Below are 23,195 nucleotides of genomic sequence, written 5' to 3' on the forward strand. Positions count from 1 at the left end.
GCGGACGCGGCGGATGACAGGCGACACATCTTGCTGACCCGGGAGCGGCGTTGTCGAGGGGCGGGCCCGGATCCGGGCCCGCCCCCCGATAACGGTTCGGTCAGACCGGGAACTTGAAGGTGCGGTCCCGGTCGCCGGTCTTGTCGAGCAGCGCGGTGATCTGGTCCGCGACGTCCTGCGTGGTGATCGTGACCAGCTGGCCGTTCTTCTTGGTCTTCACCTTGTCGAAGCCGGCGGCCGCCAGCTGGCGGCCGAGCGCGTCGAGGTCCCACTTGGGCACGAACTTGCCGTTGGCGTCCGGGACGAGGGTGAGGGCCGCGGCCGCGGTCTTCGGCCCGAAGTCGAACTTCTTGGCGCCGGCCGTGATGTGGATCTGGCCGTTCACCACGGACTTGCCGAGGGTGTCCGCCGCGCCCTGGAGGGCCTGTGCGGAGGTCTTCGGCTGGGCGGCGGTCACCGCCAGCGCGACGGGCTGCTCGGACTTGCCCGCGGCGCGGTCGCGGTAGGCCGCGTCGACCAGGTCGACGGCGGCGGCGGAGTCCACCGCCTGCCCGGCCTTGCCGGGGACGACGACGGCCTCGCCGGTCTCGGAGAACTTGACGTAGCCCTCCTGCAGGCCCTGGCCGCTGCCGCCGGCCAGCGCCTCCAGCGCGGACTTGAGCTTGGCCCGGTCGACCTTGACCTCCGGCGGCACCGCCTTCTCGTCGCCCTTGAGCGACTTGAGGACGTCCATCGGGTTGTAGGAGTGCTGGGCGAGCTTGTCCACGGTGGCGGTGGTGTCGAAGGCGAGCCCGGCGGCGGTCGGGTCGAGGTCCACGGTCTGCTCGCCGACCTTCAGCTTGACCGGCTGCTGGCCGGCCTTGCCGATGCTCTCGTCGAGCTGGTGGATGGCCTGGTCGCGGCTGCTGCCGCCGATGTCCGTGCCGAGCACCACCGTGCCCTTGGGGACGTCGGACTGGTTCAGCATCAGCCCGGTGCCGTAGGCGGCGGCGCCGAGGAAACCCACCCCGGCGACGGCGTAGGTGGCGAGCTTGACCAGCTTCTTGGCGGCGCTCGGCCTGGGCTTGGGGGCCGGTGCGGGCTTGGCGGCGGCGGGCGCCGGCTTCGGGCCGGACGGGCCGTCCGCCGCGGGGGCGGTGGCGGCGGCCGGGGCGGCGGGCACGCTCTCGGGGTCGAAGGGGGCGGCGGCGGGCTCGCCCTGGCGGCCGGGGGCGCCGGGGAACAGGCCGCCGGGGGCCGGGGCGCCGTTCGGGCCGCCGGCGGCCGGGCGCTGGGCGGCGAACGGGTCGGCACCGGCCGGGGCACCGGGGAAGAGACCGGGCTGGGCGGCGGCGTCCGGGGCGGCGGGGCCGGTGGGCGCGCCGGGTATGGGCGCGGCCGGGGCGTCGTCGCGGATCGGGGCGAAGCCGTCGACCGAGGTGTCCTCGGGGCTCGGCGCGCCGGGCCCGCCAGGGGCCGGGGGCCGCTGGACGGCGAACGGGTCGACGGGCGCGAAGGGGGCGGCCGGGGCCGGCGCGGCGAACTGCTCGGTGGGGGAGTCGGTGTAGACGCCGGCCTCGTCGGCGGGCAGCTCGGGCGCGGCGCCGTACGGGGAGGCGGGCGCGCCGGTCGGCTGCGGCGCGGACGGCTGGGCCTGCGGGGGCACCCGGCGGCCGTTGGCGACGGCCGCACCGGGGGCGGCCGCGGCGGGGCGCCCGGTCCGCGGGTTCTCCGGCTGCGGGCGGGGAGCACCGCCCGCCCGGGCGGCGCCGCGCTGCGGGCCGGCCGGGGCCGGGGCGGCCGGTGCGCCACCGGCGGCCGGGGTGGCGGTCGGCTCCGGGGCGGCGCCCTCGGTGGCCGGGGCCTTCTTCTGGCGCGGGCGGAACCACGCGCCGGTCGACTCGGCCTCGGAGGTGGCCGGTGGGATCTGCCACTCCGGCGGCAGGTGCGGCGGGGCGCCGCGGGTGCCGCCGTCCATCACGCCGAGCACCGGGGAGGCGGGCGCGGCGGAGCGGTGCCGGGGGCCGGCCGGCTCGGCGGCGGGCGCCGGGGTGTCCTCGTCGCCGCCGTCCTCGTTCTTGACGGTGCTGCGGACCACCACCGGCGGGATCGGGCGCGAGCCGGGGATGTTGATCCGGACCCGGGTGGTGAGGGTGGTCTCGGTCTTCGGGCCCTCGTCCTCGCCCTCCGGAGCCGAGCCCTTGGCGGCGCCGGCGCCGCCCGTGCGGTCGCCGCCGGGGAAGCCCGGTGTGCCGTAGGGCGGGGTGCCCGACGGGTAGGCGTCCGGGCCCGTGCGCCGAGGCGTCGGGTGGGCGTTGTCAGATTCGCGGCTGCTCAATGCTGCTCTGCTCCGGGTTCGCGGGCCGGCCGTGCGGCGCGACCGCGGTTCGTCTGCGCCGGGCCTGGCGGGCGGCGTCGGGTACGGCGTTCTGCGGCACCACCATACTGGGAAGAACCGACCGGTGAACCGGTTCGGAGAGATCCCGATACGTCCGGTTCCTCCGGTATGAGAGTACGACCGGGCGGTGCTGACTGCTCGTCGTACCGGCCACCGTACGCGGTTGCCCGCCGGGGTCAGCGCGGTGGGCCGGTCACTCCGGGGAACCAGCCGGCGCGGGTGGGCAGGGTGGCGCAGATCACGCACAGGATCGAGCCGGCGAACAGCCAGCCGAGCGAGGTGGCGTTGGTCCAGAGCACGTTGTCCCCCTCCGGGCGGGGGACCATCACCATCAGCAGCGCCAGGAACCAGCCGGCCGCCGGGACGCCCGCGCCGAGCCGGGTGCCGGTCACCCGCAGGCCGCCGTAGAAGGTGGCGGCGGTGGCGGCGAGCGCCAGCAGGACCCCCACGGGGGGCCACAGGGCCTGCACGAACGCTCCGCAGACCGACACTGCGAAGCCCAGCGGGAAGAGCAGGACGTAGGCCGTGATCCGTACGGCGCGCGGGGGCTGGGGCTCCTTCAGCCGCTCGTCCCGGGTGCCGAGGACGGCCGCGGGGATCGAGCGGCGCGCGGGCCGCTCGGGGGCGGGCGAGGTCATCGGGCACGCTCCTCGGAGGTCGCGTCGGGGCCGGCGGCCGCGTCGGGGCCGGTCTCCAGGCCGGCGAACAGGTCGTCCTCCGGCAGCCGCGGCCCGGCCTGGCCGTGCACCAGCTGGTAGTACTCGGTGACGAGCAGCGGCTGGCCCAGGTGGTTGGAGAGCGCGAAGAACGCGCCGGTGGGGTCCACGGTGATCTGGGTGGCGTGCGCGGCCATCGCGGCGGCCTTGCGGCCGGCGTACGCGGCGCCGTCCAGCGCCGTGGTGACCAGCTCGTCGTCCACCACCCCGGGGACGTCCGCCGGCTCGGCCACGCCCGGGAACGGCGCCTTCTCGGCGGTCCCGGCGAGGGCCCGTTCGAGCACCGACCGGGGCACCCGGTTCCAGTAGACCTTGGCGATCCGCCAGGCCGGACCCAGCTCGGGCCGGTACGCCGGGTCGGCGGCCAGCTCGTGGGCGCGCGTCGCGACCCGGTGCGCCTGGATGTGGTCGGGGTGCCCGTAGCCGCCGTGCTCGTCGTAGGTGACCAGCACCTGCGGGCGCACCTCGCGGACCACGGCCACCAGCCGGCCGGCCGCCTCGTCCACGTCGGCCCGCCAGAAGCAGCCGGGCACGTCGTTGTCGGGCACGCCCATCATCCCGGAGTCGCGGTAGCGGCCCGGGCCGCCGAGGAAGCGGACGTCGGTGACCCCGAGCGCGGCCATCGCCTCCGTCAGCTCGCCGATCCGGTACGCGCCGAGCCGGTCCTCCCGATCCGCCGTCAGATGGGCCAGCTCCGGCGGGATCACCTCGCCGCCCTCGCCGAGGGTGCAGGTCACCAGGGTCACCTGGGCGCCCTCGGCGGCGTACCGGGCCATCGTGGCGCCGTTGTTGATCGACTCGTCGTCGGGGTGCGCGTGCACCAGGAGCAGGCGGCGGCCGGTAGTGGCGGTCATGGGAGGAAGCCTAACGACCGGCGCGCCGCCCGGTGACCGCACGCGGCGGGTCAGAGCCGCAGGCCGTTGATCATTCCGGCGAGGTTGCTGGTGACCTGGCTGATCGAGGGGGCGATGGAGCTGGACGCCAGGTAGAAGCCGAGCAGCGCGCAGACGATCGCGTGCGCGAGCTTCAGGCCGGAGCGGCGGATCAGCACCACCACGATGACCAGCATCAGCATGGCGGCGGAGATGGACAGGGCCATGGCGGCTCACACTCCTCGGGGCCTGGCGAGCACTCGTGCACCAGTCATACCCGAAGAGTGAGGTCTCCATGACGCTGGGTGAGTCCGCATGCCCCGGGGCACGGTCGCACTCGTGGGGCGCATGGGCCGGTCGGAGGGGGTGCGGAGCCCGTCCGGGCGTACTTGCGGCCGATGCTCCGAACGAGTGATCACCATCCGCCCACCCCGGGTCGTAGGGTCTGGTGCCATGACCTCCACCCCTGCGGACACCTTCCCGCGGCAGTACGCGCGCACCCTGCGCTACACCGTCGGCGCCCCCCGGTCGTTCTCCGTCGCACCCGACGGCTCCCGGGTCGTCTTCCTGCGCTCGCTCCCCCAGTCTTCGGCCGGGGGGACCCCCAAGGGCAGCGGCCGCGCCAACCTGCTCTGGACCCTCGACACCGCCACCGGTGAGGAGCGGATCGCCGCCGACCCGGTCGTGCTGCTCGGCGGCGGCGAGGAGGACCTCTCCCCGGCCGAGAAGGCCCGCCGCGAGCGCAGCCGCGAGGGCTCGGCGGGCATCGTCGGCTACGCCCTGGACGGCGCCGGCCGGCTCGCCGCCTTCGCCCTGTCCGGCCGGCTGTTCGTCGCCGACCTGGTCGCCGGCACCGCCACCGAGCTGCCCGCCGAGGGCCCGCTGCTCGACCCGCGCCCCTCCCCGGACGGCACCCACGTCGCGTACGCCACCACCTCCGGCGAGCTGCGGCTCATCCGGGTCGACGGCACCGGCGACCGCGCCCTCGCCCGGCCGGACGGGCCGAACGTGACGTGGGGCCAGGCCGAGTTCATCGCCCAGGAGGAGATGGGCCGCGACCGCGGCCACTGGTGGTCCCCGGACGGCGATCGGCTGCTCGTCGAGCGGGCCGACGACACCCCGGTCCACCGCTGGTGGATCGCCGACCCGGCCAACCCGGACCGCGAGCCCGCCGAGGTCGCCTACCCGGCCGCCGGCACCGCCGACGCCGAGGTCGGCCTCTGGCTGTTCGGCCTGGACGGCACCCGCACCGAGGTCGTCTGGGACCGCGAGGCCTTCCCCTACCTGGCCCGGGCGCACTGGTCGAAGGGCGGCGTGCCGCTGCTGCTCGTCCAGTCCCGCGACCAGCGCGTCCAGCGGACCCTCGGCCTGGACGTCGCCACCGGCGCCACCGAGGTGCTGCACGAGGAGCGCGACGACGTCTGGCTGGAGCTGTTCCAGGGCGTCCCGGCCTGGACCCCGGACGGCCGGCTGGTGCGGATCTCCGACGAGTCCGGCGCGCGGTCGCTGGTCATCGGCGACCACACCGCCACCGGGCCCGACCTGCACCTGCGCTCGGTGCTCGCGGTCACCGCCGAGGAGGTCTTCTTCACCGCCTCCGGCGGCGCCGCCGAGACCGACCCCGAGCCCGGCTGGGTCGCCGTCGGCCGGATCAGCCACGACGGCAAGCGGCTCTCCTGGGAGTCCGCGAACGGCCGCCCGTTCACCTCCGTCACCACCGCCGTGCACGCGGCCGGCGTCACCGTGCGGGCCACCGCCGAGCCCGACCTGCCCGGCACCCTGGTGCAGGTCGCCCGGGACCTGCCGGAGGGCGTCGTGGTGGACGACGTCGCCGTGATCGCCTCGTACGCCGAGACCCCGGTGATCACCGCCCGCCCGGTGTTCCGCTTCGCCGGCGAGCGGCGCATCCCCGCCGCGGTCTTCCTGCCCACCGGCTACGACCGCGAGCGGGACGGCCTGCTGCCGGTGCTGATGGACCCCTACGGCGGCCCGCACGGCCAGCGCGTCGTCCAGGCCCACAACCCGCACCTCAACTCGCAGTGGTTCGCCGACCAGGGCTTCGCGGTCGTCGTCGCCGACGGCCGCGGCACCCCCGGGCGCGGGCCGGCCTGGGAGAAGTCGATCCACCACGACTTCGCCGGGGCCACCCTGGACGACCAGGCCGACGCGCTGCGGGCGCTCGCCGAGGAGTTCCCGCTCGACCTCGGCCGGGTCGCCATCCGCGGCTGGTCGTACGGCGGCTACCTCGCCGCGCTCGCCGTGCTGCGCCGCCCCGACGTCTTCCACGCGGCGGTCGCGGGCGCGCCGGTCACCGACTGGCGGCTGTACGACACCCACTACACCGAGCGCTACCTGGGCCACCCGGCCGAGCACCCCGAGGTGTACGACGCCAACTCGCTGACCGGCTACGCGGCCGGCCTGGAGCGCCCGCTGATGATCATCCACGGGCTCGCCGACGACAACGTGGTGGCCGCGCACACCCTGCGGCTGTCCTCGGCGCTGCTCGCCGCCGGGCGCCCGCACACCGTGCTGCCGCTCTCCGGCGTCACCCACATGACGCCGCAGGAGGAGGTCGCGGAGAACCTGCTGCTGCTCCAGGTCGACTTCGTGAAGAAGTCGCTCGGGATCTGACGGCGGTCCGTGCGTTCGGCATGACATCCGTCATGCCGAACGCACGACGGCGGCCACTGCCGCCGCACCCCGGCCCGGCGGGACCCTGATGGGGCAAGCACGGGACCAGCAGGGAGGACCAGGGCCATGGGTGCGGGAGAAGTCGCCGCCTTCCGGGGCGTCAGCAAGAGTTACGGGCGGGTGCGGGCCGTGGACGGCCTCGACCTCGTCCTGCGGCCGGGCGAGACCGTCGCCCTGCTGGGCCCGAACGGGGCCGGCAAGTCCAGCAGCCTCGACCTGCTGCTCGGCCTGCGCGAGCCCGACCGCGGCAGCGTCACGCTGTTCGGCGGCGCCCCGCGGGCCGCGATCACGGCCGGCCGGGTCGGCGCGATGCTGCAGAGCGGCGGCCTGATGGCCGACGTCAAGGTCCGCGAACTGGTGCGGCTCGCCTGCGACGTCCACCCGCGCGGCCGGGCCGTCGCCGAGGTGCTCGCCGACGCGGGCATCACCGACCTCGCCGAGCGCCGCGTCGACCGGCTCTCCGGCGGCCAGGAGCAGCGGGTCCGCTTCGCCCTCGCCGTCGCCGGCGCCAACGACCTCATCGTCCTGGACGAGCCCACCACCGGCATGGACGTCTCGGTCCGGCAGGCCTTCTGGGCGAGCATGCGGGCGCAGGCCGACGCCGGGCGCACCGTCCTGTTCGCCACCCACTACCTGGAGGAGGCGGACTCGATCGCCGACCGGGTGCTCGTCCTGCACCGTGGCCGGCTGATCGCCGACGGCAGCTCCGCCGAGATCAAGGCCCGGGCCGGCGTCCGCCGGATCGCCTTCGAGCTGCACGAGGCGGACGGCGCGTTCGACGACGCCGCGCTGCGCCTGCTGCCCGGCGTCCAGGGGCTGGAGACCACGGCCCGGGTGCCCGGCGTGCGGACGGTGCGGATCCGGGCCGCCGACGCGGACGCCGCCGTCGCCGCCCTCTACCGGGCGGGCCTGTACCCGCGTGGCCTGGAGGTCACCGGGCTGGGCCTGGAGCAGGCCTTCCTGACCATCACCGGCGAGCAGGACGCCGCCTCGTCCACCGAGTCCGCCGAGTCCGCCTCGTCCGCCGAGACCGCCCTGGAGAGTGCGCGATGACCACCCTGATCCGCCTGGAGATCCTGCGGACCTTCCGCAACCGCCGCTACCTGCTCTTCACCGTCGCCTACCCGGCGCTGATGTACTTCTTCTTCATCCACGCCTACGGCACCACCGACCTCGCCGGCGGCCTGCCGGTGAAGACCTACTTCATGGTCTCGATGGCCACCTTCGGCGCGGTCGGCGCGGTGCTGACCGGCAGCGCCCAGCGGATCTCGCTGGAGCGCAAGAGCGGCTGGGTGCGCCAGCTGCGGCTGACCGCGCTGCCCGGCCGCGCGTACACCCTCGGCAAGATCGCGGCCAGTGCGGTGACCACGCTGCCCGCGATCCTTGTGGTCTTCGCAGTCGGCGCGAGCCAGGGCGTCTCGCTGGGCGCGGGGCAGTGGATCGGCCTGGCGCTCGCGCTCTGGCTGGGCAGCTTCGTGTTCGCCGCGCTCGGGGTGGCGCTCGGCTACGCGGCCGCGCCGGACTCGGTGCAGACGATCGTGATGATCACCTACATGGTGATGGCGCTGTTCGGCGGCACCTGGTTCCCGGTGAGCGGCTCGCTGGAGCGCTTCGCCCGGTTCAACCCGGTGTACCTCTACAACGAGCTGGCGGGCTTCACCCGGCCCGGGCACACCCTGGACATGGCCGCCGTCGCCGGGCTGGCCGCCTTCCTCGCCGTGTTCGCCGCCGCCGCGGCGGCGCTGTACCGCCGCGACACCCGGCAGGCATGATGATCGACATGAGCGATCCGCGTCCGACCCGCCCCGCCGACGAACAGCCGGAGGCGGGGGTGGCGCGGGTGTCGTTCATGAACGTCCCCGGTGCCCCGGTGGAGACCGGGCGGCAGCTGCTGGTCAAGGTCTCCTGGATGCTGCTGTGGATGATCTACCTGGCCTACCCGGTGGGCGACCTGCTGAACGGCGGCCACGGCACGGGCGCCACCGTGCTCGGCTGGGTCTGCCTGGTGGCCTTCGTCGTCGGCTACGTCCTGCTGGTGGTCCTCCGCTCGATGCCCGGGATGCGGCCGCGGACCTGCCGGGCGGTCGTCGCGGGGATGGTCGGGCTCGCCGTGACGTCCACCTTCGTCCTCGGCACCGCCTTCCTGTCCCTGTTCATCTACGCCTCGGTCTGCGTCGCGATCATCACACCGGCGCGGTACGTGCTGCGCGCGCTGCTCGCCATGGCGGCTCTCACCGCCGGGGTCGGCCTGCTGGCCCACGCCGACATGGACAGCGTGTGGACCTTCACGCTCAGCGCCTTCCTCGCGGGCGCCGCGATGAGCGGGCTGCAGCGCCTGGTCGCCACCATGAAGGAGCTGCGCGAGGCCCGCGCCGCCGTCGCCCACCTGGCCGCCTCCGAGGAGCGGCTGCGGCTCGCCCGCGACCTGCACGACCTGCTGGGGCACTCGCTGTCGCTGATCACCCTGAAGAGCGAGCTGGCCGGGCGCCTCATGGACGCGGGCAAGGACGAGGCGGCGCGGGCGCAGGTCGCCGACATCGAGACGGTCGCCCGGCAGTCGCTGATCGACGTCCGGGAGGCCGTCACCGGCTTCCGCCGGCCCACCCTGCCGGTCGAACTCGCCGCCGCCCGCACCGCGCTGGCGGCCGCCCAGGTCAGGCTGGACGCCGCGCCGGACCTGCCGGACGCCTGGCCGGGCCTGGCCGCCGAGGAGGCGGGCGCGCTCGCCTGGGCGCTGCGCGAGGCGGTCACCAACGTCGTCCGGCACGGCGAGGGCGCCACCGTCTGCACCGTCCGGGCCGACGAGGCCTGGGAAGGCGACGGAGAGCGCTACGCCGTGCTGGAGATCACCGACGACGGCCCCGGTCCGGGCAAGTCCCACCCGGGCAACGGGCTCTCCGGCCTGGCGGAGCGGCTCGCGCTGGTCGGCGGCCGGCTGGAGACCGGGCCGGGGGAGCGGGGCAGGGGCTTCCGGCTGCGGGCCGCGGTGCCGCTGCGCACGGCCTCCGTCCCGACGCCCTAGTGGTCCGCGCGGAGGAACTCTCCGCCCTCCCCGCACCGGCGTGGTGCCGCCGGTCCCGGTCGCGGGCAGCATGACGGGCATGCCGAAGCCCGCCGCACTGGTGCTCGTCGTCCTGCTCCTCTCGCTGATCCCCTGCGCCGCCTTCACCGAGGCCGGCGGCCCCGGTGCCGGAACGGCTCCTACCGGCGGCCGAACCGGGCCCGCCGACCGGCCCCGGTGAAGCCCAGCCCCCGGAACAGGGCCGCGGACGCGGGGTTGTCCACGTTCACGTCCAGGAACACGTCCACCTCCCCGGCCGCCCGCAGGCGATCCAGCGCCGCCGAGGCGAGCGCCCGTCCGAGCCCCCGGCGCCGCCACCCGGGCGCGGTCCCGAGCTGGACCAGGAACCCCTCGGCGCAGACCGCGAACCCGACCGGTGTGCCCGCCCCGTCCCGCGCCACCAGCGAGGCGTCGGGCCGGAAGTCGTCCTCGACCAGCCAGCCCACCCACTGCTCCAGCGTCAGGCCGGGGAAGCCCGGCCGGTCCGCGAACGACGCGCAGTACGCCGCGTAGAACGCCCCCCTGCTCGCCTCCCCCCACTCCTCCACCCGCACCCCGTCCGGCCACGGCACCGCCGGCAGCGGCACCCGGGAGCCGAGCCGGAGGACGTCCTCGGCGAACACCTGCCGCAGCCCCCGCGAGCGGAACAGCTGCTCGGCGGCGGGCGTCAGCGCCTCCGTCTCCACCTGGCCGACAGCCGGCGCCGCCGTCATCAGCCGGTCCAGCAGCTCCCCGCCGAGCCCGCGGCCGCGGAAGTCCGGATCCACCGCCCCCACCAGCGACCAGCGGCCGGCGTGGGGCCGCGCCGCCCCGCAGGCCACCAGCCTCCCGTCCTCGTAGGCCCCGATCCGGACGGCCCCCGGGCCGCCGTACCGCCCTTCGACGAAGGACGGCTCGCCCGCCACCGGCAGCCCCCCGTCCACCGCCAGGCACCGCCGCACCACCGCCAGGACCGCCGCCGCCTCGCTGTCCGGGAGCATCTCCCGCCACTCCACGCCCATCCCCGACCGCCTTCCTCTCGGATCCTCCCCGCATGCCACTCCGAAAGCGCGGCGGGTGCAACCGAGTTACGCCGGCGTGGAGCAGGAAGTCGGCCGGTCCGACTTCCTACTCCAGCGAGGCCCGCAGGGCGGTGGTGAACCAGGCGGAGACGTCATGGAGGCTCTCCTGGGCCGGCCAGCCGTTGATGATGGCGAGGAGCTGCCAGTAGCGCTCGGCGCGGGGGTCGTCGGCGGTCTCGACGCGGTCGAGGATCCAGGCACGCAGGGCGGCGTCGTCGGGGCGGCCGAAGGTGGAGGCGTAGGCGGCGGTCAGGGAGTCGAGGGCGGGGGCGGCGGCGGGGGAGTCGGGGGCGACGCCGGCGGCGAGGGCGGCGGCCACGGTGGTGCGGACGGTCTCGGAGAGGGCGCCGTGCAGACCGGTGTCGTCGCCGGCCGCCCGCTCGGCCGCCTGGTGGGCGGCCATCCGGCGGACCGCGGCGCGGAAGTCCTCGTCCTGCACGAGTTCGCCCAATTCGACCCAGGCGTCGATCTGTTCGGCCGACGGCTCGTCCGGCAGCCCGGGCATCGCGGAGCGCATCATCGCGACGAACTCCGGATTGGCGTCCAGGCCGCCGAAGGCGGCGTCGATGAAGTCGTTGACCAGGCGCCGGCGTTCGGCGTCGGACAGCTTCGCGAGCTGGTGCATGCGTCTCATCTCCTCGGTGGTGGAACCGCGTTCGGCGATCGCCCGCAGCACCGTCCGGCGCAGCCGGAGCGTGCGGATCTGCACGTCCAGCGCGTCGGCGTGCGCGGCGGCCACCTCGCGCAGCGGGGCGGAACGGTCCAGCACCCGCCGGATCGTGGCCAGGTCGAGACCCAGCTCCCGCAGGGTGCGGACCAGGTCGAGCCGGGCGAGTGTCCGCACGTCGAAGCGGCGGTAGCCGGCCGCCGTGCGGGCGGTGGGCGGGACGAGCCCGGAGTCGGCGTAGAACCGGACGGCCTTCACCGTCAGTCCGGTGCGCCGGGCCAACTCGCCGATGGAGTACAGGGTGTTGTCGAGTTCGTCGTCCCGCATGGCCCCCAGCTTGGCGTCTCCCCCCGGGGGAGACTCAAGGGGCCGCGGTGAGTAGGCTGCGGCGGCATGGGGGTGGACGAACGGACCCGGCGCGCCGGGCTGTCGGGGGTTCTGCTGGTGGCGGTGCTGACGGGGGCGGCGGGCTGCGGCTGGACGGGGCCGAAGGCCGCGCCACCGCCGACGACCCCGGCCGCGGCGAGCGTCAGGACCACGCCCACGCCGACCCCGCACTGGGACGGGGAGGCGCTGCCGGGCCCGATCGCCGGGGAGCCGGCGGGGCTGCTGCGCACGCGGTGGGGCTTCGAGGTCCATTCGAGCGTGCGGCCGTCGCCCCCGCCGGCGACCGGTGTGCCGCCGCACACCGAGTACGAGGGGATGACGACGCGCCCCGGCGGGTACCAGCTGCTGTTCCTGATCCAGGCCGACCCGGCCGGCCGGTCGCGGCACGTGCTGTTCACCGTGCGGGGCGGCATGTCGGCGGCGGCGGCGAACGACCTCGCGGAGGCCGCGGACCTCGCCCTGGACGGGAAACTGCCGGCGCCGCAGCGGGCGTGGCTGGTGGCGCGGTTCACGGAGGAGCCGAAGCAGCCCCCGGCCCGGCCGACCGTGGTGGACGGGACCGAGATCCGGCTGACCGTCGTCGGCCCGGAGCCGGGGGTGCTCCTGGTCCGGCCGCTCCCGGCCGGGACGCCGTAGGGTCGGGCGCCATGAGTGAGATTCGGAAGGACCGGCCCTCGGTGCGGGTGCTGCTGGCGGAGGACCAGGGGATGGTCCGGGAGGCGCTGGCCGCGCTGCTCGGGCTGGAGGGGGACATCGACGTCGTCGCCCAGGTGGGCCGCGGCGACGAGGTGCTGGACGCGGCGGTCGCGCACGACGTGCAGGTGGCGGTGCTGGACATCGAGATGCCGGGGATGACCGGGATCGAGGCGGCGGCGCTGCTGCGCGCGCACCGGCCGCAGACCAGGGTGGTGATCGCGACCACCTTCGGCCGGCCCGGCTATCTGCGGCGGGCGATGGAGTCGGGCGCGGACGCCTTCCTGGTGAAGGACGCCCCGGCCGCCGAGCTGGCCGAGGCGATCCGCCGGGTGCTGCGCGGCGAGCGGGTGATCGACCCGGTGCTGGCCGCGGCCGCGCTGGCCGAGGGGGCGAACCCGCTGACCGCCCGCGAGCGGGACGTGCTGGCCGCCGCGGCGGACGGCGCGGTGAACGCGGACATCGCCGCGCGGCTGCACCTGTCGGAGGGCACGGTGCGCAACTACCTCTCGATGGCGATCCAGAAGACCGAGGCCCGCAACCGCGCCGAGGCGGTCCGGATCGCCCGGGAGAAGGGCTGGCTCTAGGGTCCGGGGAGGCTCAGTTCAGCCGGTGGCGGGCGGCCCGGGCCTCCTGGCGGACCTTGGCGGCGGCGTCCGGGTCGAAGGCGTCCAGGATTCCGGCGTACTCGTCCATCTCCTTCGCCCCGCCCAGGAAGTCGCCGGTGCGCACCAGCAGCTCGGCGCGTTCGAGCCGGAGCTGGGCCGGGTGGCGGGGGAGCAGCAGGGCGAGTTCGGTGGCCCACAGCTGGGTGCGGGCGTGCTCGGGGCGGTCGGCGGCCCAGGTGCGGATGTTGCCGAGCACCCGCAGGACGACGTCCAGCGGCTGCGCGGGCGTGAGCAGCTCGGGCGTGAACTCCTGCCCGGCGGCGCGCACCAGCCGGGCCACGTCGTCGAGGTCGAGCAGCCGGCCGCCGTGGAAGGGGTCGGCCAGGACGTACTCCTCGCCGCCGGCGGGCCCGCCGACCGCGACGATGAAATGGCCGGGCAGGGCGATGCCGTGCACGGTGAGTCCGGCCCGGCGGGCGACGGCGGACCAGACCAGCGCGAGCATGATCGGCAGTCCGCGCCGGCGCCGCAGCACGTCGGGCAGCAGCGAGGACTCCAGCCGCCGGTAGTCGGACGTGCGCCCGTGGAAGCGCTCCCGCCCGCCGAGGACGGCGGCCAGCAGGGCGGCGGTCTCCTCCGGACCGGCCGGGGCCCGCTCGGCGACGGCGTGCCGGACGGCGGCCGCGTGCCGCTCCAGGGCCGCCGAGCAGGCGGCGAGCAGGGCGTCGACGGAGGGCTGGCCCTGGGGGTCGTCGGGGTCCGCGGGGTCGGGGCCGGGGGTGTGCTCGGCGGCGGCGAGCAGGCAGAGCAGCACCGGATCGGGCTGCTCGGCCCGGGCCTCGGTCCGGAAGCGTGCTCTGCTCTGCTCGGTCACGGCGGTGGCGGCGGCTTTCGTAGGGCGGGCGGACAGGCGGTCGCGGGTTCCGGGTACCAGCTCCCGGGGCCCCGGGTTCCGGCGGCGGCGCCCTACCCCTGGGGCAGGAGCGCGTAGTGGTAAGTGTGACTGGTCGTGAAGCCCAATCGGTCGTAGAGCGCGATCGCCCCGGCGTTCTCCGCCTCCACCTGCAGGTACGCGCCGCTCGCGCCCTCCTCGGCGGCCCGGGCGGCGAGCACCGCCATCACCGCCGTGGCGAGTCCCCGGCGGCGGGCCGCCGGTGCCACCTCGATGGCGCCGAAGCAGGCCCACGGTCCGTCGATGACGCAGCGTCCGACGGCGAGGACCGGCGGGGTGCCGCCCTCCCCGCTCCCGGTACCGCGGGTGTCGTGCACGGTCGCGAACCAGACCGAGGGGCCGCCGTGGATCACCGTGCGGGCGGCCCGCTCCACCGCCGGGTCGTCGGTCACCCGCCGGTACAGCGACATCCAGTCGCGCGAGGCGGTCCGGGCCAGCCGCACCCGGTCCCGGCCGGCCGGGTCGCCGAGCCGGGTCAGCGGCGCCAGCCCGGCCGTCCGGACCAGGGTCGGCGCGTACCCGGCGCCCAGCCGGTCCAGCTCGGCGCGCAGCGCGTCCGGCGAGCCGGGGGTGCTGACCTCCACCCAGGCCGGCAGGCCGCGCGCCGCGTACCACCGGCGCGCGGTGGTGAGCGCCTCGTCCAGGGGCATGCCGGGGTCGCCGAGCGCCTGCACGGAGTTGGCGCGCCGGGTGAACCCGGCCGAGGCACGCAGCGTCCAGGCGCCCAGCGGTTCCTGCTCGACGGCGGGCCAGCCGCGGGCGGCGATCCGCTGGAGCTCGGCCGGACCGGTCGGCGGCAGCGGTGCGCGCCGGGCCGGGAAGAGCGGCACGGCCTTGCCCGCGACCAGCAGCTTCTCGTCGAAGGAGACCGGATCGCCGGACCGCGGCACCACCGTGAGCCCGTCGGCGTCCCAGGATGCGAGCACACCGATCACATCGCGGAACACTGGCCGGTTGTCGTCGGCGAACCCGGCGAGCCGTCGAACACTGACCCGGCGGCCCACGTCAGAGCGATCTATCCGGACCTCCGGACGGTCCTGAACCGGCCCTTCGGCGGCCATCTGGGCACCTCCTGTGCATTTGCGGTCTCCGACCCGCGATACTAGGGGCGGGCATCGACGACGCCGCGCTCACCCGCGCACGCGAGAAAACAGAATGGGCCGCCGAGCCCTTCCGAGGAGGAACGACAGCGTGACCTACGTCATCGCGCAGCCTTGTGTCGACGTCAAGGACAAGGCGTGCATCGAAGAGTGCCCGGTTGACTGCATCTACGAGGGCGAGCGATCGCTCTACATCCACCCGGATGAGTGTGTCGACTGTGGCGCTTGTGAGCCGGTCTGCCCGGTCGAGGCGATCTTCTACGAGGACGACACGCCGGAGGAGTGGAAGGACTACTACAAGGCGAACGTCGAGTTCTTCGACGACCTCGGTTCGCCCGGTGGTGCCTCGAAGCTCGGCCTGATCGAGCGCGACCACCCGTTCATCGCCGCTCTGCCGCCGCAGAACGCCGACCACTGACGACTGGTGGCAACTGAGCTGTGACTACCAAGAACAGCACGCACGCGCCGTTCCCGGGCCACCCGGGAGCGGCGCGCCGCGTTTCCGACCTGCTGCCGGTGTTCCCCTGGGACAAGCTGGAGCCGTACAAGGCGACGGCGCTGGCCCACCCCGGCGGGCTCTGCGACTTCTCCGTCGGCACCCCGGTCGACCCGGTGCCCGAGGTGATCCAGAAGGCCCTCGCGGCCGCCACCGACACACCCGGCTACCCGACCGTCTGGGGGCCGACCGAGCTGCGCGAGGCGATCGCCGGCTGGCTGCACCGCCGGCTCGGCGCCGAGATCGGTCCGCAGGCCGTCCTGCCGACCGTCGGCTCCAAGGAGCTGGTCGCCTGGCTGCCTACCCAGCTGGGCCTCGGCCCCGGCGACCAGGTCGCCTACCCGCGGCTGGCCTACCCGACCTACGAGGTGGGCGCGCGGCTGTGCGGCGCCGAGCCGGTCGAGTACGACTCGGTGGACGAGCTGGACGGCTCCCGGGTGCGCCTGCTGTGGGTCAACTCGCCGTCCAACCCGACCGGGCGGGTGCTCGGTGCGCGGGAGCTGCGCCGCGCGGTGGAGTGGGCGCGCGAGCACCGGGTGCTGCTGGTCAGCGACGAGTGCTACCTGGAGCTCGGCTGGGAGGCCGAGCCGGTGTCCGTGCTGCACCCCGAGGTGTGCGGCGAGGGCGGCCACGAGGGCCTGCTCGCGGTGCACTCGCTGTCCAAGCGCTCCAACCTGGCCGGTTACCGCGCGTCCTTCGTGGCGGGCGACCCGGTGGTGGTCAGGGAGCTGCTGGAGGTGCGCAAGCACGGCGGCATGATCGTGCCGGCCCCGGTGCAGGCGGCCACGGCCGCCGCGCTCGGGGACGACGCGCACGTGGCCGAGCAGCGGGAGCGCTACGCGGCCCGGCGCGCGGCGCTGCGGGCGGCGCTGGAGGCGTACGGCTTCCGGATCGAGCACTCGGAGGCCAGCCTCTACCTGTGGGCGACCCAGGACCGGCCGTGCTGGGAGACCGTGGCCGAGCTGGCCGGGCTGGGCATCCTGGTGGCGCCCGGGGACTTCTACGGTCCGGCCGGCGGGCGGTTCGTGCGGGTCGCGTTCACCGCGACCGACGAGCGGGTCGCGGCGGCCGTCGAGCGGCTGCGCGCGGCGGCCGGGGCGCGGTAGCCGGAGGCGCGCGTGCGAGGGGGCCGGCGTCCGGGTTTCCGGACGCCGGCCCCCTCGCCGCTGTGCGGGCGGGTCCGGCCGGTGTGCGCTCGGCCGGTGCCGGTGCGGGCTCAGCCGATCGGCAGGCCGCCCAGCGAACCGCCGTTGAGGCCGCCCAGCAGGCCGCTGAGCGGGCCGAGCGCGCTGGTCAGGCCGCCCAGGCCGTTCAGCGGGCTGTTCGCGCCGAGGTCGGCACCGCCGAGGCGGTTGGCCGACCCGTGCTCGGCGAGGCCCAGCACGTCGGCGCCGGGCAGGTCGGCGGGCAGCGCCCGGGTGACCGTGCCGAGCGGCAGCGCGTCGGTGACGGTGGTGGTGCTGGGGATCGCCTGGGCGACCCCGCTGCCGCCCGGCACGGCGCCGGTGACGGTGCCGGCGGCCGGGGCGAGCTCGCCGACCGGGCCGAGACCGGCGTGCGAGCTGCGCTGCGGGGTGGCGCTCTTGCCGGTGACGGCCTCGCCGAGCTTGCCGGCCAGCGCCTGGGCGACCTTCGGGGCGACGCGGGAGAGCTCGCCGGTGGTGGCGGCGGTCTGGTCGACCGGGGCGGTCAGCGAGCCGGCCTTCTCGTTCGCCTCGGGCAGCTGCTGGGCGACGATGTTGCCGGTCGCGTCGGCCGCGGCGGGCACGCCCGAGGCGACGGTGGCGGCGCCGGTGTTCCCGGCCGCCTGGCCCAGCTGGTGGGTGGTGTGCTGGAGGGTGGACCCGGCGTCGGTGTTGGTGAGCTGGCCCAGCGGCGCGGCCAGGTCGCCCTTCGGCAGCAGGGCGTCGACGGCGGACGCGGAGCCGGCCGCGACCAGCGGGGTCGCGCCGGCCGCCACGAGCAGCGCGGCCTGGGCGATCCGGCGCGTGAGGGGGTGAGACATGGGGCTCCTCGGAGGGGTCTGGGTCCGTCCCGTCCGCCGGGCGGACGACGTTGTTACCGCTTGAGAAGCCAGAAGGTTTCGGCCCGTGCAAGGAAAACGCCGGGTCGACGATCGGATGGTAGGACCGCTGGGAGGGTGCGCCGGGTCCCGGACCGGAGGTGAGCGCCCGCGACGGGCCAAGGGGAGTGACGGTTCTGCGCCCCGTCCGCCCCGGCCGGCCCGCCGTCCACCGCGATTGACGCGAATCACCCGGTCGGCGGCAACCCGGACACCAGTGCGTCAACGCCCCGGGCCCGCCGCCTCCGGCGGCCGTCAGCCCTTCGCGGGGGCGGCCAGCGAGACCAGCACCAGCTTGGTCGAGGTGCCGGTCGGCTGCGGCTTCCAGCCGTCCTCGGACTTCGCCTTCCGCCAGATCTTCCCGTCGTACGCGACGGTCTCGATGCCCAGCTTCTGCGCCTGCGTCACCGCCCAGTGCGCCACCGCCCAGCCGTTCTGCCGCTCGGCGTCCGGGCCGGAGTCGGTGGACGCGGTCGGGTCCGGGGTCAGCGAGACGGCGTTCTCCGCGCCCTTGACGGTGGAGGAGTAGCCGGTGGCCGGGGTCACCGTGCGGCCGAACTCGCGGCGCACCCGGTCGCTCAGCACCTGGGCCCGGTCCGGGCCGGCCGGCGTCGCGGCACCGGAGGCGGGCGCGGCACCGGAGGCGGGCGCGGCCCCGGCCGGCGCGGCCGGGGCCGCGCTCTCCTCGTCGGTGTCCGGCTCGGCGAAGTCGTGCACCACGCAGTTCAGCGAGGCCGCCTCGCGGCCGGTCAGCGCGGAGGCCAGCAGGGTGGCCTTGGTCTCGTGCTTGGCGTAGGCCTGCGGGTAGCCGCTCTTCTGCACCTGCTGGGCCGCGTCGGTCAGCGGCAGCCGGGTGTAACCGGGCACCTTGACCAGGCCGTCCAGGAACTTGTTGGTCGCGTAGACCGGGTCCATGATCTGCTGCACGGTGCCCCAGCCCTGCGAGGGCCGCTGCTGGAACAGGCCCACCGAGTCCCGGTCGCCGCCGGCCAGGTTGCGGATCTTGGACTCCTGCATCGCGGTGGCCAGCGAGATGGTCACCGCCCGGTCCGGCAGGCCGCGGGCGTGCGCCACGGCGGCGATGGTCGCCGCGTTGGCCGCCTGCGGGACCTCCAGCGTGCCCTCGCCGGCCGGCGTCTTCACCGAGCAGCCCTCGGGGGTCAGCAGCTTGTTGTCGCGCAGCCAGAACAGCGCCCCCGCGACCACGGCCAGCACCAGCAGACCGATCAGCACCACCCGCAGCGGCCTGCGGCGCCGCCGGGGTGCCGCGTCCTCGCCCCCGCCGCCGCCCTCTCGCCTCGCCACCGCCGCCCCTCTCCGCCGAGCACTCCGAACCGACACCGTACCCAGTCGGACGGGTGTGCGGTGACGGACGGTTGCCTCCGGCCCTGTCACAGCACTGCCACAGGGGGTGCCGGCGACCCGACTAGGCTGGGCAACCATGAGCAGCCCGAAGACGCCCCTGGACCTCACCCTCGACGGCGGCGCGCTGACCGCCCAGCTGGTCGACTTCCCCTCCGTCAGCGGCGACGAGCAGGCGCTCGCCGACGCGATCGAGGCCGCCCTGCGCGCCTACCCGCACCTGACCGTCGACCGGTACGGCAACAACGTGGTCGCCCGCACCGGCCTCGGCCGCGCCGAGCGCGTCGTGCTGGCCGGCCACATCGACACCGTGCCGATCGCCGACAACGTGCCCTCCTGGGCCGAGGGCGACCTGCTCCACGGCTGCGGCACCTCGGACATGAAGTCCGGCGTCGCCGTCCAGCTCCGGCTCGCCGCCACCCTGCCCGAGCCCAACCGGGACCTCACCTTCGTCTTCTACGACTGCGAGGAGGTGGAGGCCCACCGCAACGGCCTCGGCCACCTCGCCCGGGTCCACCCCGACTGGCTCGCCGCCGACTTCGCGGTGCTCATGGAGCCCAGCGGGGCGGTCGTCGAGGGCGGCTGCCAGGGCACGCTGCGCGCGCAGATCCGGCTCGGCGGCGTCCGCGCGCACTCGGCCCGCAGCTGGCTCGGCGACAACGCCATCCACAAGGCCGGCGAGGTGCTGCGCCGGCTCTCCGAGTACCGGGCGCGCCTGGTCGAGATCGACGGTCTCGAGTACCACGAGGGCCTCAACGCGGTGCGCATCGACGGCGGCGTGGCCGGCAACGTCATCCCCGACGAGTGCGTGGTGACGGTCAACTTCCGCTTCGCGCCGGACCGTGACGAGGCCGACGCCGAGAAGCACGTGCGCGAGGTCTTCGACGGCTTCGAGGTCACCGTCACCGACTTCGCCCCGGGGGCGCTGCCCGGCCTCAACCAGCCGGCCGCGCAGGCGTTCCTCGCCGCGACCGGCGGCACCGCCCGCGCCAAGTTCGGCTGGACGGACGTGGCCCGGTTCAGCGCGCTCGGCGTCCCGGCGGTCAACTACGGCCCGGGCGACCCCAACATGGCGCACAAGCGGGACGAGCACTGCTCGCTGAGCGCCATCGCGCGGACCGAGGAGCGGCTGCGCGCCTGGCTGACGGCCTGAGCCGGCCGTCCGGCCATCGGCGGCAGGCCATCTTCCGGTCGTCCAACCGACCTTCCACCGTTGCCTGAAAAAGGGGAGAGGCGGGCGTAGGGTTTCGTCATGACAGGCACTGGAGACGAGAAGCGCTACGGGCACGGCCCCGAGCAGGTGGGCGAGCCGCGCGTGAAGAAGGCGTGGCCCGAGAAGCAGAAGGGCCCGGTGCTGGTGCGCCGGGACCAGGTCGGCGAGAGCACCACGGACCAGCGCCTGCTGGACACCACCGGTCCCACCGACTGGCTGCACACGGACCCGTGGCGGGTGCTGCGGATCACCTCCGAGTTCGTCGAGGGCTTCGGCGCGCTGGCCGAACTCCCGCCCGCGGTCAGCGTCTTCGGCTCCGCCCGGACCGCGGTCGACTCGCCCGAGTACGCGGCGGGGGTGGCGATCGGCCGGGCGCTGGTCGAGGCCGGGTACGCGGTGATCACCGGCGGCGGTCCGGGCGCGATGGAGGCGGCCAACCGCGGCGCCTCGGACGCCGGCGGGCTCAGCGTCGGGCTCGGCATCGAGCTGCCCTTCGAGCAGGGGCTCAACGAGTTCGTCGACCTCGGGCTGAACTTCCGTTACTTCTTCGTCCGCAAGACGATGTTCGTGAAGTACGCCCAGGGCTTCGTCGTCCTGCCGGGCGGACTCGGCACGCTGGACGAGCTGTTCGAGGCGCTCACCCTGGTGCAGACGAAGAAGGTCACCCGCTTCCCGGTGATCCTCTTCGGCAGCGCCTACTGGGGCGGGCTGGTCGACTGGCTGCGCAACACCCTGGTCGCGCAGGGCAAGGCGGCCCCGCACGACCTGGAGCTGTTCCACGTCACCGACGAGATCGACGAGGTCATGAAGATCCTCGCCGACGCCCGCCGCCCGGCGGAGGAGATCTAGCTCCTTCTGCCCCTCAGGCCAGTCCCCGGCGGGCGACCGCCGGGGGGCGGGTGCCGCGGATCGAGGCGACCATGTCCAGCACCTGCCGCGTCTCCGCCACCTGGTGCACCCGGTACACCCGGGCGCCCAGCCAGGCGGAGACCGCCGTGGTGGCCAGCGTGCCGAGCAGCCGCTCGTCCACCGGCTTGTCGAGGGTCTCGCCGACGAAGTCCTTGTTGGACAGCGACACCAGCACCGGGAAGCCGGTCGCGGTCATCTCCGGCAGCCGCCGGGTCGCCTCCAGCGAGTGCCGGGTGTTCTTCCCGAAGTCGTGCCCCGGGTCGATGATCACCGCGTCCCGCCGCACGCCCAGCTCCACCGCCCGCTCGGCCAGCCCGACGGTCACCCGCAGGATGTCCGCCATCACGTCCTGGTAGCCGACCCGGTGCGGCCGGGTGCGCGGTTCGGCGCCGCCCGCGTGGGTGCAGACCAGCCCGGCGTCGTGGCGGGCGGCCACCTCGGCCAGCCGCGGGTCCACCCCGCCCCAGGCGTCGTTCAGCAGGTCCGCGCCCACCTCGCAGACCGCCTCGCCGACCTCGTGCCGCCAGGTGTCGACGCTGATCACGGCCTCCGGGTGGCGCTTGCGCAGCTCCGCGACGAACGGCACGGTGCGCCGCAGCTCCTCCTCGACGGTCACCTCGTCGCCGGGGCCGGCCTTCACCCCGCCGATGTCCAGGATCGCGGCGCCCTCGGCCATCGCGCGGTCGGCCGCGGCGAACGCGGCCTCGTCGGCGAAGGTCGCGCCCCTGTCGAAGAAGGAGTCGGGCGTCCGGTTGACGATCGCCATGATCACCAGCTCGTCGTCGCCGAATTCCCGTGGTCCCAGGCGCAGTGCCACCGATGTCTCCTCCACAGCTGCTGCGGGTGCGATGATGTCCCCCGGCCCATCGGGACCATGATCCCACTCCTGTCGGGGCCGGCCGGAAAATCGGGAGGACCGCTCGTGTTCTGGGTGATCGTGGCGGCGATGGCCGTGGTGGTCGGCGGTGCCGCGCTGGTGGCGCTGGGCGGCGGCGGTTCGCTGCCGGAGGCCGTGCAGGACCGTATCTCCGCCCGTCTGCCGCAGGACCGTCCGCTCGGCCAGGGCGACGTCGAGGCGCTGCGCCTGCCGATGGCCGTGCGCGGCTACCGGATGGACGAGGTGGACGACGTCCTCGACCGGCTGGGTGCCGAACTCGCCCACCGCGACGAGCGGATCGCCGAACTGGAGGCGCTGGCCGCGGTGCGCGGCGCCGTCGTGGCCGACGACCGCCCGGAGCCCGGGGCCGAGCCGCTGCCCGGCCTGGAGGAGTTTGCCCGGGTCGTCGAGCCCGCCGTCGCCCTCACCAAGGCCGCCGCGGCACCGGGCCCCGAGGGCGCGAGGCCCGCGGACGCCGAGCCCGAGGGCCGGGAGTGAGCGCCGAGCCCGGCGGCGCCGTCCTCGGCGTGGACGGGCTGCGCCGCTGCGGCTGGGGAGACTCGACGGACGACTACCGGGTCTACCACGACACCGAGTGGGGCCGCCCGGTGCACGGCGACGACGCGCTGTTCGAGCGGGTCTGCCTGGAGGCCTTCCAGTCCGGCCTGTCCTGGATCACCATCCTGCGCCGCCGGGAGGGCTTCCGGGCCGCCTTCGCCGGCTTCCGGATCGCCGAGGTGGCGGAGTTCGGCGCGGCCGACGTCGAGCGGCTGCTCGCCGACACCGGCATCATCCGCAACCGGGCCAAGATCGAGGCGTCGATCGCCAACGCCGGGGTCGCCCGCGACCTCGACGGCGGACTGGACGCGCTGATCTGGCAGTTCGCCGGCGACCCGGACCGGCCGGCGCCCCGCACGCTCGGCGAGGTGCCGGCCGTCACGCCCGAGTCGACGGCGCTGGCCAAGGCCCTGAAGAAGGCCGGCTTCCGGTTCGTCGGCCCGACCACCGCGTACGCGCTGATGCAGGCCTGCGGACTGGTCGACGACCACCTCGCCGACTGCCACGTCCGGACCGCCCTCCGGGGATAGCGC

24 protein-coding genes are annotated in these 23,195 nt (G+C 75.3%); 13 read left to right on the forward strand and 11 right to left on the reverse strand.

Features of this window, described 5'->3' with window-relative positions; translation table 11 throughout:
* Positions 1-100: 100 nt before the first annotated feature.
* From ACFVVU_RS12715 to ACFVVU_RS12730, 4 genes are all read right to left on the reverse strand, one after another.
* Positions 101-2,317: a hypothetical protein gene (locus ACFVVU_RS12715; RefSeq protein ID WP_387789682.1), complete on the reverse strand. Its 2,217-nt coding sequence runs from the start codon at positions 2,315-2,317 to the stop codon at positions 101-103.
* Positions 2,318-2,553: 236 nt separating this feature from the next.
* A complete protein-coding gene (locus tag ACFVVU_RS12720; RefSeq protein ID WP_380687678.1) occupies positions 2,554-3,015 on the reverse strand; it encodes a DUF6113 family protein in 462 nt (153 codons plus the stop codon).
* Complete coding sequence (mshB, locus tag ACFVVU_RS12725) at positions 3,012-3,947, reverse strand: N-acetyl-1-D-myo-inositol-2-amino-2-deoxy-alpha-D-glucopyranoside deacetylase (RefSeq protein ID WP_387789685.1); 936 nt, start codon at positions 3,945-3,947, stop codon at positions 3,012-3,014. The genes ACFVVU_RS12720 and mshB overlap by 4 nt, the downstream gene beginning before the upstream one ends.
* A gap of 50 nt (positions 3,948-3,997) precedes the next feature.
* Positions 3,998-4,192: a DUF2304 family protein gene (locus ACFVVU_RS12730; protein WP_344344199.1), complete on the reverse strand. Its 195-nt coding sequence runs from the start codon at positions 4,190-4,192 to the stop codon at positions 3,998-4,000.
* Positions 4,193-4,418: 226 nt separating this feature from the next.
* Here ACFVVU_RS12730 and ACFVVU_RS12735 point away from each other — a divergent pair, with 226 nt between their 5' ends.
* The 5 genes from ACFVVU_RS12735 to ACFVVU_RS12755 all read left to right on the forward strand — a co-directional run bounded on the left by ACFVVU_RS12735 (position 4,419) and on the right by ACFVVU_RS12755 (position 9,898).
* Complete coding sequence (locus ACFVVU_RS12735) at positions 4,419-6,596, forward strand: prolyl oligopeptidase family serine peptidase (protein WP_387789687.1); 2,178 nt, start codon at positions 4,419-4,421, stop codon at positions 6,594-6,596.
* A 126-nt stretch (positions 6,597-6,722) separates the two neighbouring features.
* Positions 6,723-7,709: an ABC transporter ATP-binding protein gene (locus ACFVVU_RS12740; RefSeq protein WP_387789689.1), complete on the forward strand. Its 987-nt coding sequence runs from the start codon at positions 6,723-6,725 to the stop codon at positions 7,707-7,709.
* Complete coding sequence (locus ACFVVU_RS12745) at positions 7,706-8,428, forward strand: ABC transporter permease (protein WP_380685333.1); 723 nt, start codon at positions 7,706-7,708, stop codon at positions 8,426-8,428. Before ACFVVU_RS12740 ends, ACFVVU_RS12745 begins: the two co-directional genes overlap by 4 nt.
* A gap of 8 nt (positions 8,429-8,436) precedes the next feature.
* Positions 8,437-9,678: a sensor histidine kinase gene (locus ACFVVU_RS12750; RefSeq protein WP_380685335.1), complete on the forward strand. Its 1,242-nt coding sequence runs from the start codon at positions 8,437-8,439 to the stop codon at positions 9,676-9,678.
* Between the two features lie 79 nt (positions 9,679-9,757).
* A complete protein-coding gene (locus ACFVVU_RS12755) occupies positions 9,758-9,898 on the forward strand; it encodes a hypothetical protein (protein ID WP_380685338.1) in 141 nt (46 codons plus the stop codon).
* Here the strand turns inward: ACFVVU_RS12755 and ACFVVU_RS12760 are convergent.
* Positions 9,858-10,718: a GNAT family N-acetyltransferase gene (locus ACFVVU_RS12760; protein ID WP_380685341.1), complete on the reverse strand. Its 861-nt coding sequence runs from the start codon at positions 10,716-10,718 to the stop codon at positions 9,858-9,860. The genes ACFVVU_RS12755 and ACFVVU_RS12760 overlap by 41 nt on opposite strands.
* Positions 10,719-10,824: 106 nt before the next feature.
* On the reverse strand, positions 10,825-11,772 hold the full coding sequence (locus ACFVVU_RS12765; protein WP_387789693.1) for a MerR family transcriptional regulator: 948 nt from the start codon (positions 11,770-11,772) through the stop codon (positions 10,825-10,827).
* A 66-nt stretch (positions 11,773-11,838) separates the two neighbouring features.
* Between ACFVVU_RS12765 and ACFVVU_RS12770 the strand changes: the two genes are divergently transcribed.
* Together ACFVVU_RS12770 and ACFVVU_RS12775 are read left to right on the forward strand one after the other, a co-directional pair.
* Positions 11,839-12,468 (forward strand): hypothetical protein, encoded by a 630-nt coding sequence (locus tag ACFVVU_RS12770; RefSeq protein ID WP_387789695.1) that lies wholly within the window; start codon positions 11,839-11,841, stop codon positions 12,466-12,468.
* Between the two features lie 11 nt (positions 12,469-12,479).
* Entirely contained in the window at positions 12,480-13,112 is a 633-nt protein-coding gene (locus ACFVVU_RS12775) for a response regulator (protein WP_380685346.1), read from the forward strand.
* Between the two features lie 13 nt (positions 13,113-13,125).
* Here ACFVVU_RS12775 and ACFVVU_RS12780 read toward each other — a convergent pair whose 3' ends face one another.
* The gene (locus ACFVVU_RS12780; protein ID WP_387789697.1) at positions 13,126-14,007 is read right to left on the reverse strand and encodes a transglutaminase family protein; all 882 of its coding nucleotides are present in this window, start codon (positions 14,005-14,007) and stop codon (positions 13,126-13,128) included.
* Between the two features lie 92 nt (positions 14,008-14,099).
* Positions 14,100-15,011, reverse strand: coding sequence for a GNAT family N-acetyltransferase (locus tag ACFVVU_RS12785; RefSeq protein WP_380685350.1), 912 nt, complete (start codon positions 15,009-15,011; stop codon positions 14,100-14,102).
* A gap of 265 nt (positions 15,012-15,276) precedes the next feature.
* Between ACFVVU_RS12785 and fdxA the strand changes: the two genes are divergently transcribed.
* Positions 15,277-15,603: a ferredoxin gene (fdxA, locus tag ACFVVU_RS12790; protein ID WP_030061559.1), complete on the forward strand. Its 327-nt coding sequence runs from the start codon at positions 15,277-15,279 to the stop codon at positions 15,601-15,603.
* A 20-nt stretch (positions 15,604-15,623) separates the two neighbouring features.
* Positions 15,624-16,787, forward strand: coding sequence for a succinyldiaminopimelate transaminase (dapC, locus tag ACFVVU_RS12795; RefSeq protein WP_387789699.1), 1,164 nt, complete (start codon positions 15,624-15,626; stop codon positions 16,785-16,787).
* Between the two features lie 110 nt (positions 16,788-16,897).
* On the opposite strand, the gene ACFVVU_RS12800 is transcribed toward dapC, so the two are convergent.
* Positions 16,898-17,686, reverse strand: a complete 789-nt coding sequence (locus tag ACFVVU_RS12800; RefSeq protein ID WP_380690284.1) for a hypothetical protein — start codon at positions 17,684-17,686, stop codon at positions 16,898-16,900.
* Positions 17,687-17,998: 312 nt separating this feature from the next.
* On the reverse strand, positions 17,999-19,048 hold the full coding sequence (locus ACFVVU_RS12805) for a hypothetical protein (protein WP_387789702.1): 1,050 nt from the start codon (positions 19,046-19,048) through the stop codon (positions 17,999-18,001).
* Positions 19,049-19,184: 136 nt separating this feature from the next.
* Here ACFVVU_RS12805 and dapE point away from each other — a divergent pair, with 136 nt between their 5' ends.
* Together dapE and ACFVVU_RS12815 are read left to right on the forward strand one after the other, a co-directional pair.
* Complete coding sequence (dapE, locus tag ACFVVU_RS12810) at positions 19,185-20,258, forward strand: succinyl-diaminopimelate desuccinylase (RefSeq protein WP_387789704.1); 1,074 nt, start codon at positions 19,185-19,187, stop codon at positions 20,256-20,258.
* 99 nt (positions 20,259-20,357) lie between these two features.
* The gene (locus tag ACFVVU_RS12815) at positions 20,358-21,167 is read left to right on the forward strand and encodes a TIGR00730 family Rossman fold protein (protein ID WP_380686359.1); all 810 of its coding nucleotides are present in this window, start codon (positions 20,358-20,360) and stop codon (positions 21,165-21,167) included.
* 13 nt (positions 21,168-21,180) lie between these two features.
* Here ACFVVU_RS12815 and folP read toward each other — a convergent pair whose 3' ends face one another.
* A complete protein-coding gene (folP, locus tag ACFVVU_RS12820; RefSeq protein WP_355364020.1) occupies positions 21,181-21,993 on the reverse strand; it encodes a dihydropteroate synthase in 813 nt (270 codons plus the stop codon).
* A 156-nt stretch (positions 21,994-22,149) separates the two neighbouring features.
* Between folP and ACFVVU_RS12825 the strand changes: the two genes are divergently transcribed.
* Positions 22,150-22,602 (forward strand): DivIVA domain-containing protein, encoded by a 453-nt coding sequence (locus tag ACFVVU_RS12825; protein WP_380686361.1) that lies wholly within the window; start codon positions 22,150-22,152, stop codon positions 22,600-22,602.
* A complete protein-coding gene (locus ACFVVU_RS12830) occupies positions 22,599-23,192 on the forward strand; it encodes a DNA-3-methyladenine glycosylase I (protein ID WP_387789707.1) in 594 nt (197 codons plus the stop codon). The genes ACFVVU_RS12825 and ACFVVU_RS12830 overlap by 4 nt, the downstream gene beginning before the upstream one ends.
* The last annotated feature ends 3 nt before the right edge of the window (positions 23,193-23,195 follow it).

The organism is Kitasatospora sp. NPDC057965, assembly GCF_042887135.1.
Lineage (GTDB): Bacteria > Actinomycetota > Actinomycetes > Streptomycetales > Streptomycetaceae > Kitasatospora.

Coding starts and splice junctions, on each gene's coding strand:
- ACFVVU_RS12720 (WP_380687678.1), bottom strand. CDS start 3,015: ATGACCTCGCCCGCCCCCGAGCGGCCCGCGCGCCGCTCGATCCCCGCG.
- mshB (WP_387789685.1), bottom strand. CDS start 3,947: ATGACCGCCACTACCGGCCGCCGCCTGCTCCTGGTGCACGCGCACCCC.
- ACFVVU_RS12730 (WP_344344199.1), bottom strand. CDS start 4,192: ATGGCCCTGTCCATCTCCGCCGCCATGCTGATGCTGGTCATCGTGGTG.
- ACFVVU_RS12735 (WP_387789687.1), top strand. CDS start 4,419: ATGACCTCCACCCCTGCGGACACCTTCCCGCGGCAGTACGCGCGCACC.
- ACFVVU_RS12740 (WP_387789689.1), top strand. CDS start 6,723: ATGGGTGCGGGAGAAGTCGCCGCCTTCCGGGGCGTCAGCAAGAGTTAC.
- ACFVVU_RS12745 (WP_380685333.1), top strand. CDS start 7,706: ATGACCACCCTGATCCGCCTGGAGATCCTGCGGACCTTCCGCAACCGC.
- ACFVVU_RS12750 (WP_380685335.1), top strand. CDS start 8,437: ATGAGCGATCCGCGTCCGACCCGCCCCGCCGACGAACAGCCGGAGGCG.
- ACFVVU_RS12755 (WP_380685338.1), top strand. CDS start 9,758: ATGCCGAAGCCCGCCGCACTGGTGCTCGTCGTCCTGCTCCTCTCGCTG.
- ACFVVU_RS12760 (WP_380685341.1), bottom strand. CDS start 10,718: ATGGGCGTGGAGTGGCGGGAGATGCTCCCGGACAGCGAGGCGGCGGCG.
- ACFVVU_RS12765 (WP_387789693.1), bottom strand. CDS start 11,772: ATGCGGGACGACGAACTCGACAACACCCTGTACTCCATCGGCGAGTTG.
- ACFVVU_RS12770 (WP_387789695.1), top strand. CDS start 11,839: ATGGGGGTGGACGAACGGACCCGGCGCGCCGGGCTGTCGGGGGTTCTG.
- ACFVVU_RS12775 (WP_380685346.1), top strand. CDS start 12,480: ATGAGTGAGATTCGGAAGGACCGGCCCTCGGTGCGGGTGCTGCTGGCG.
- ACFVVU_RS12800 (WP_380690284.1), bottom strand. CDS start 17,686: ATGTCTCACCCCCTCACGCGCCGGATCGCCCAGGCCGCGCTGCTCGTG.
- dapE (WP_387789704.1), top strand. CDS start 19,185: ATGAGCAGCCCGAAGACGCCCCTGGACCTCACCCTCGACGGCGGCGCG.
- ACFVVU_RS12815 (WP_380686359.1), top strand. CDS start 20,358: ATGACAGGCACTGGAGACGAGAAGCGCTACGGGCACGGCCCCGAGCAG.
- folP (WP_355364020.1), bottom strand. CDS start 21,993: ATGGCGATCGTCAACCGGACGCCCGACTCCTTCTTCGACAGGGGCGCG.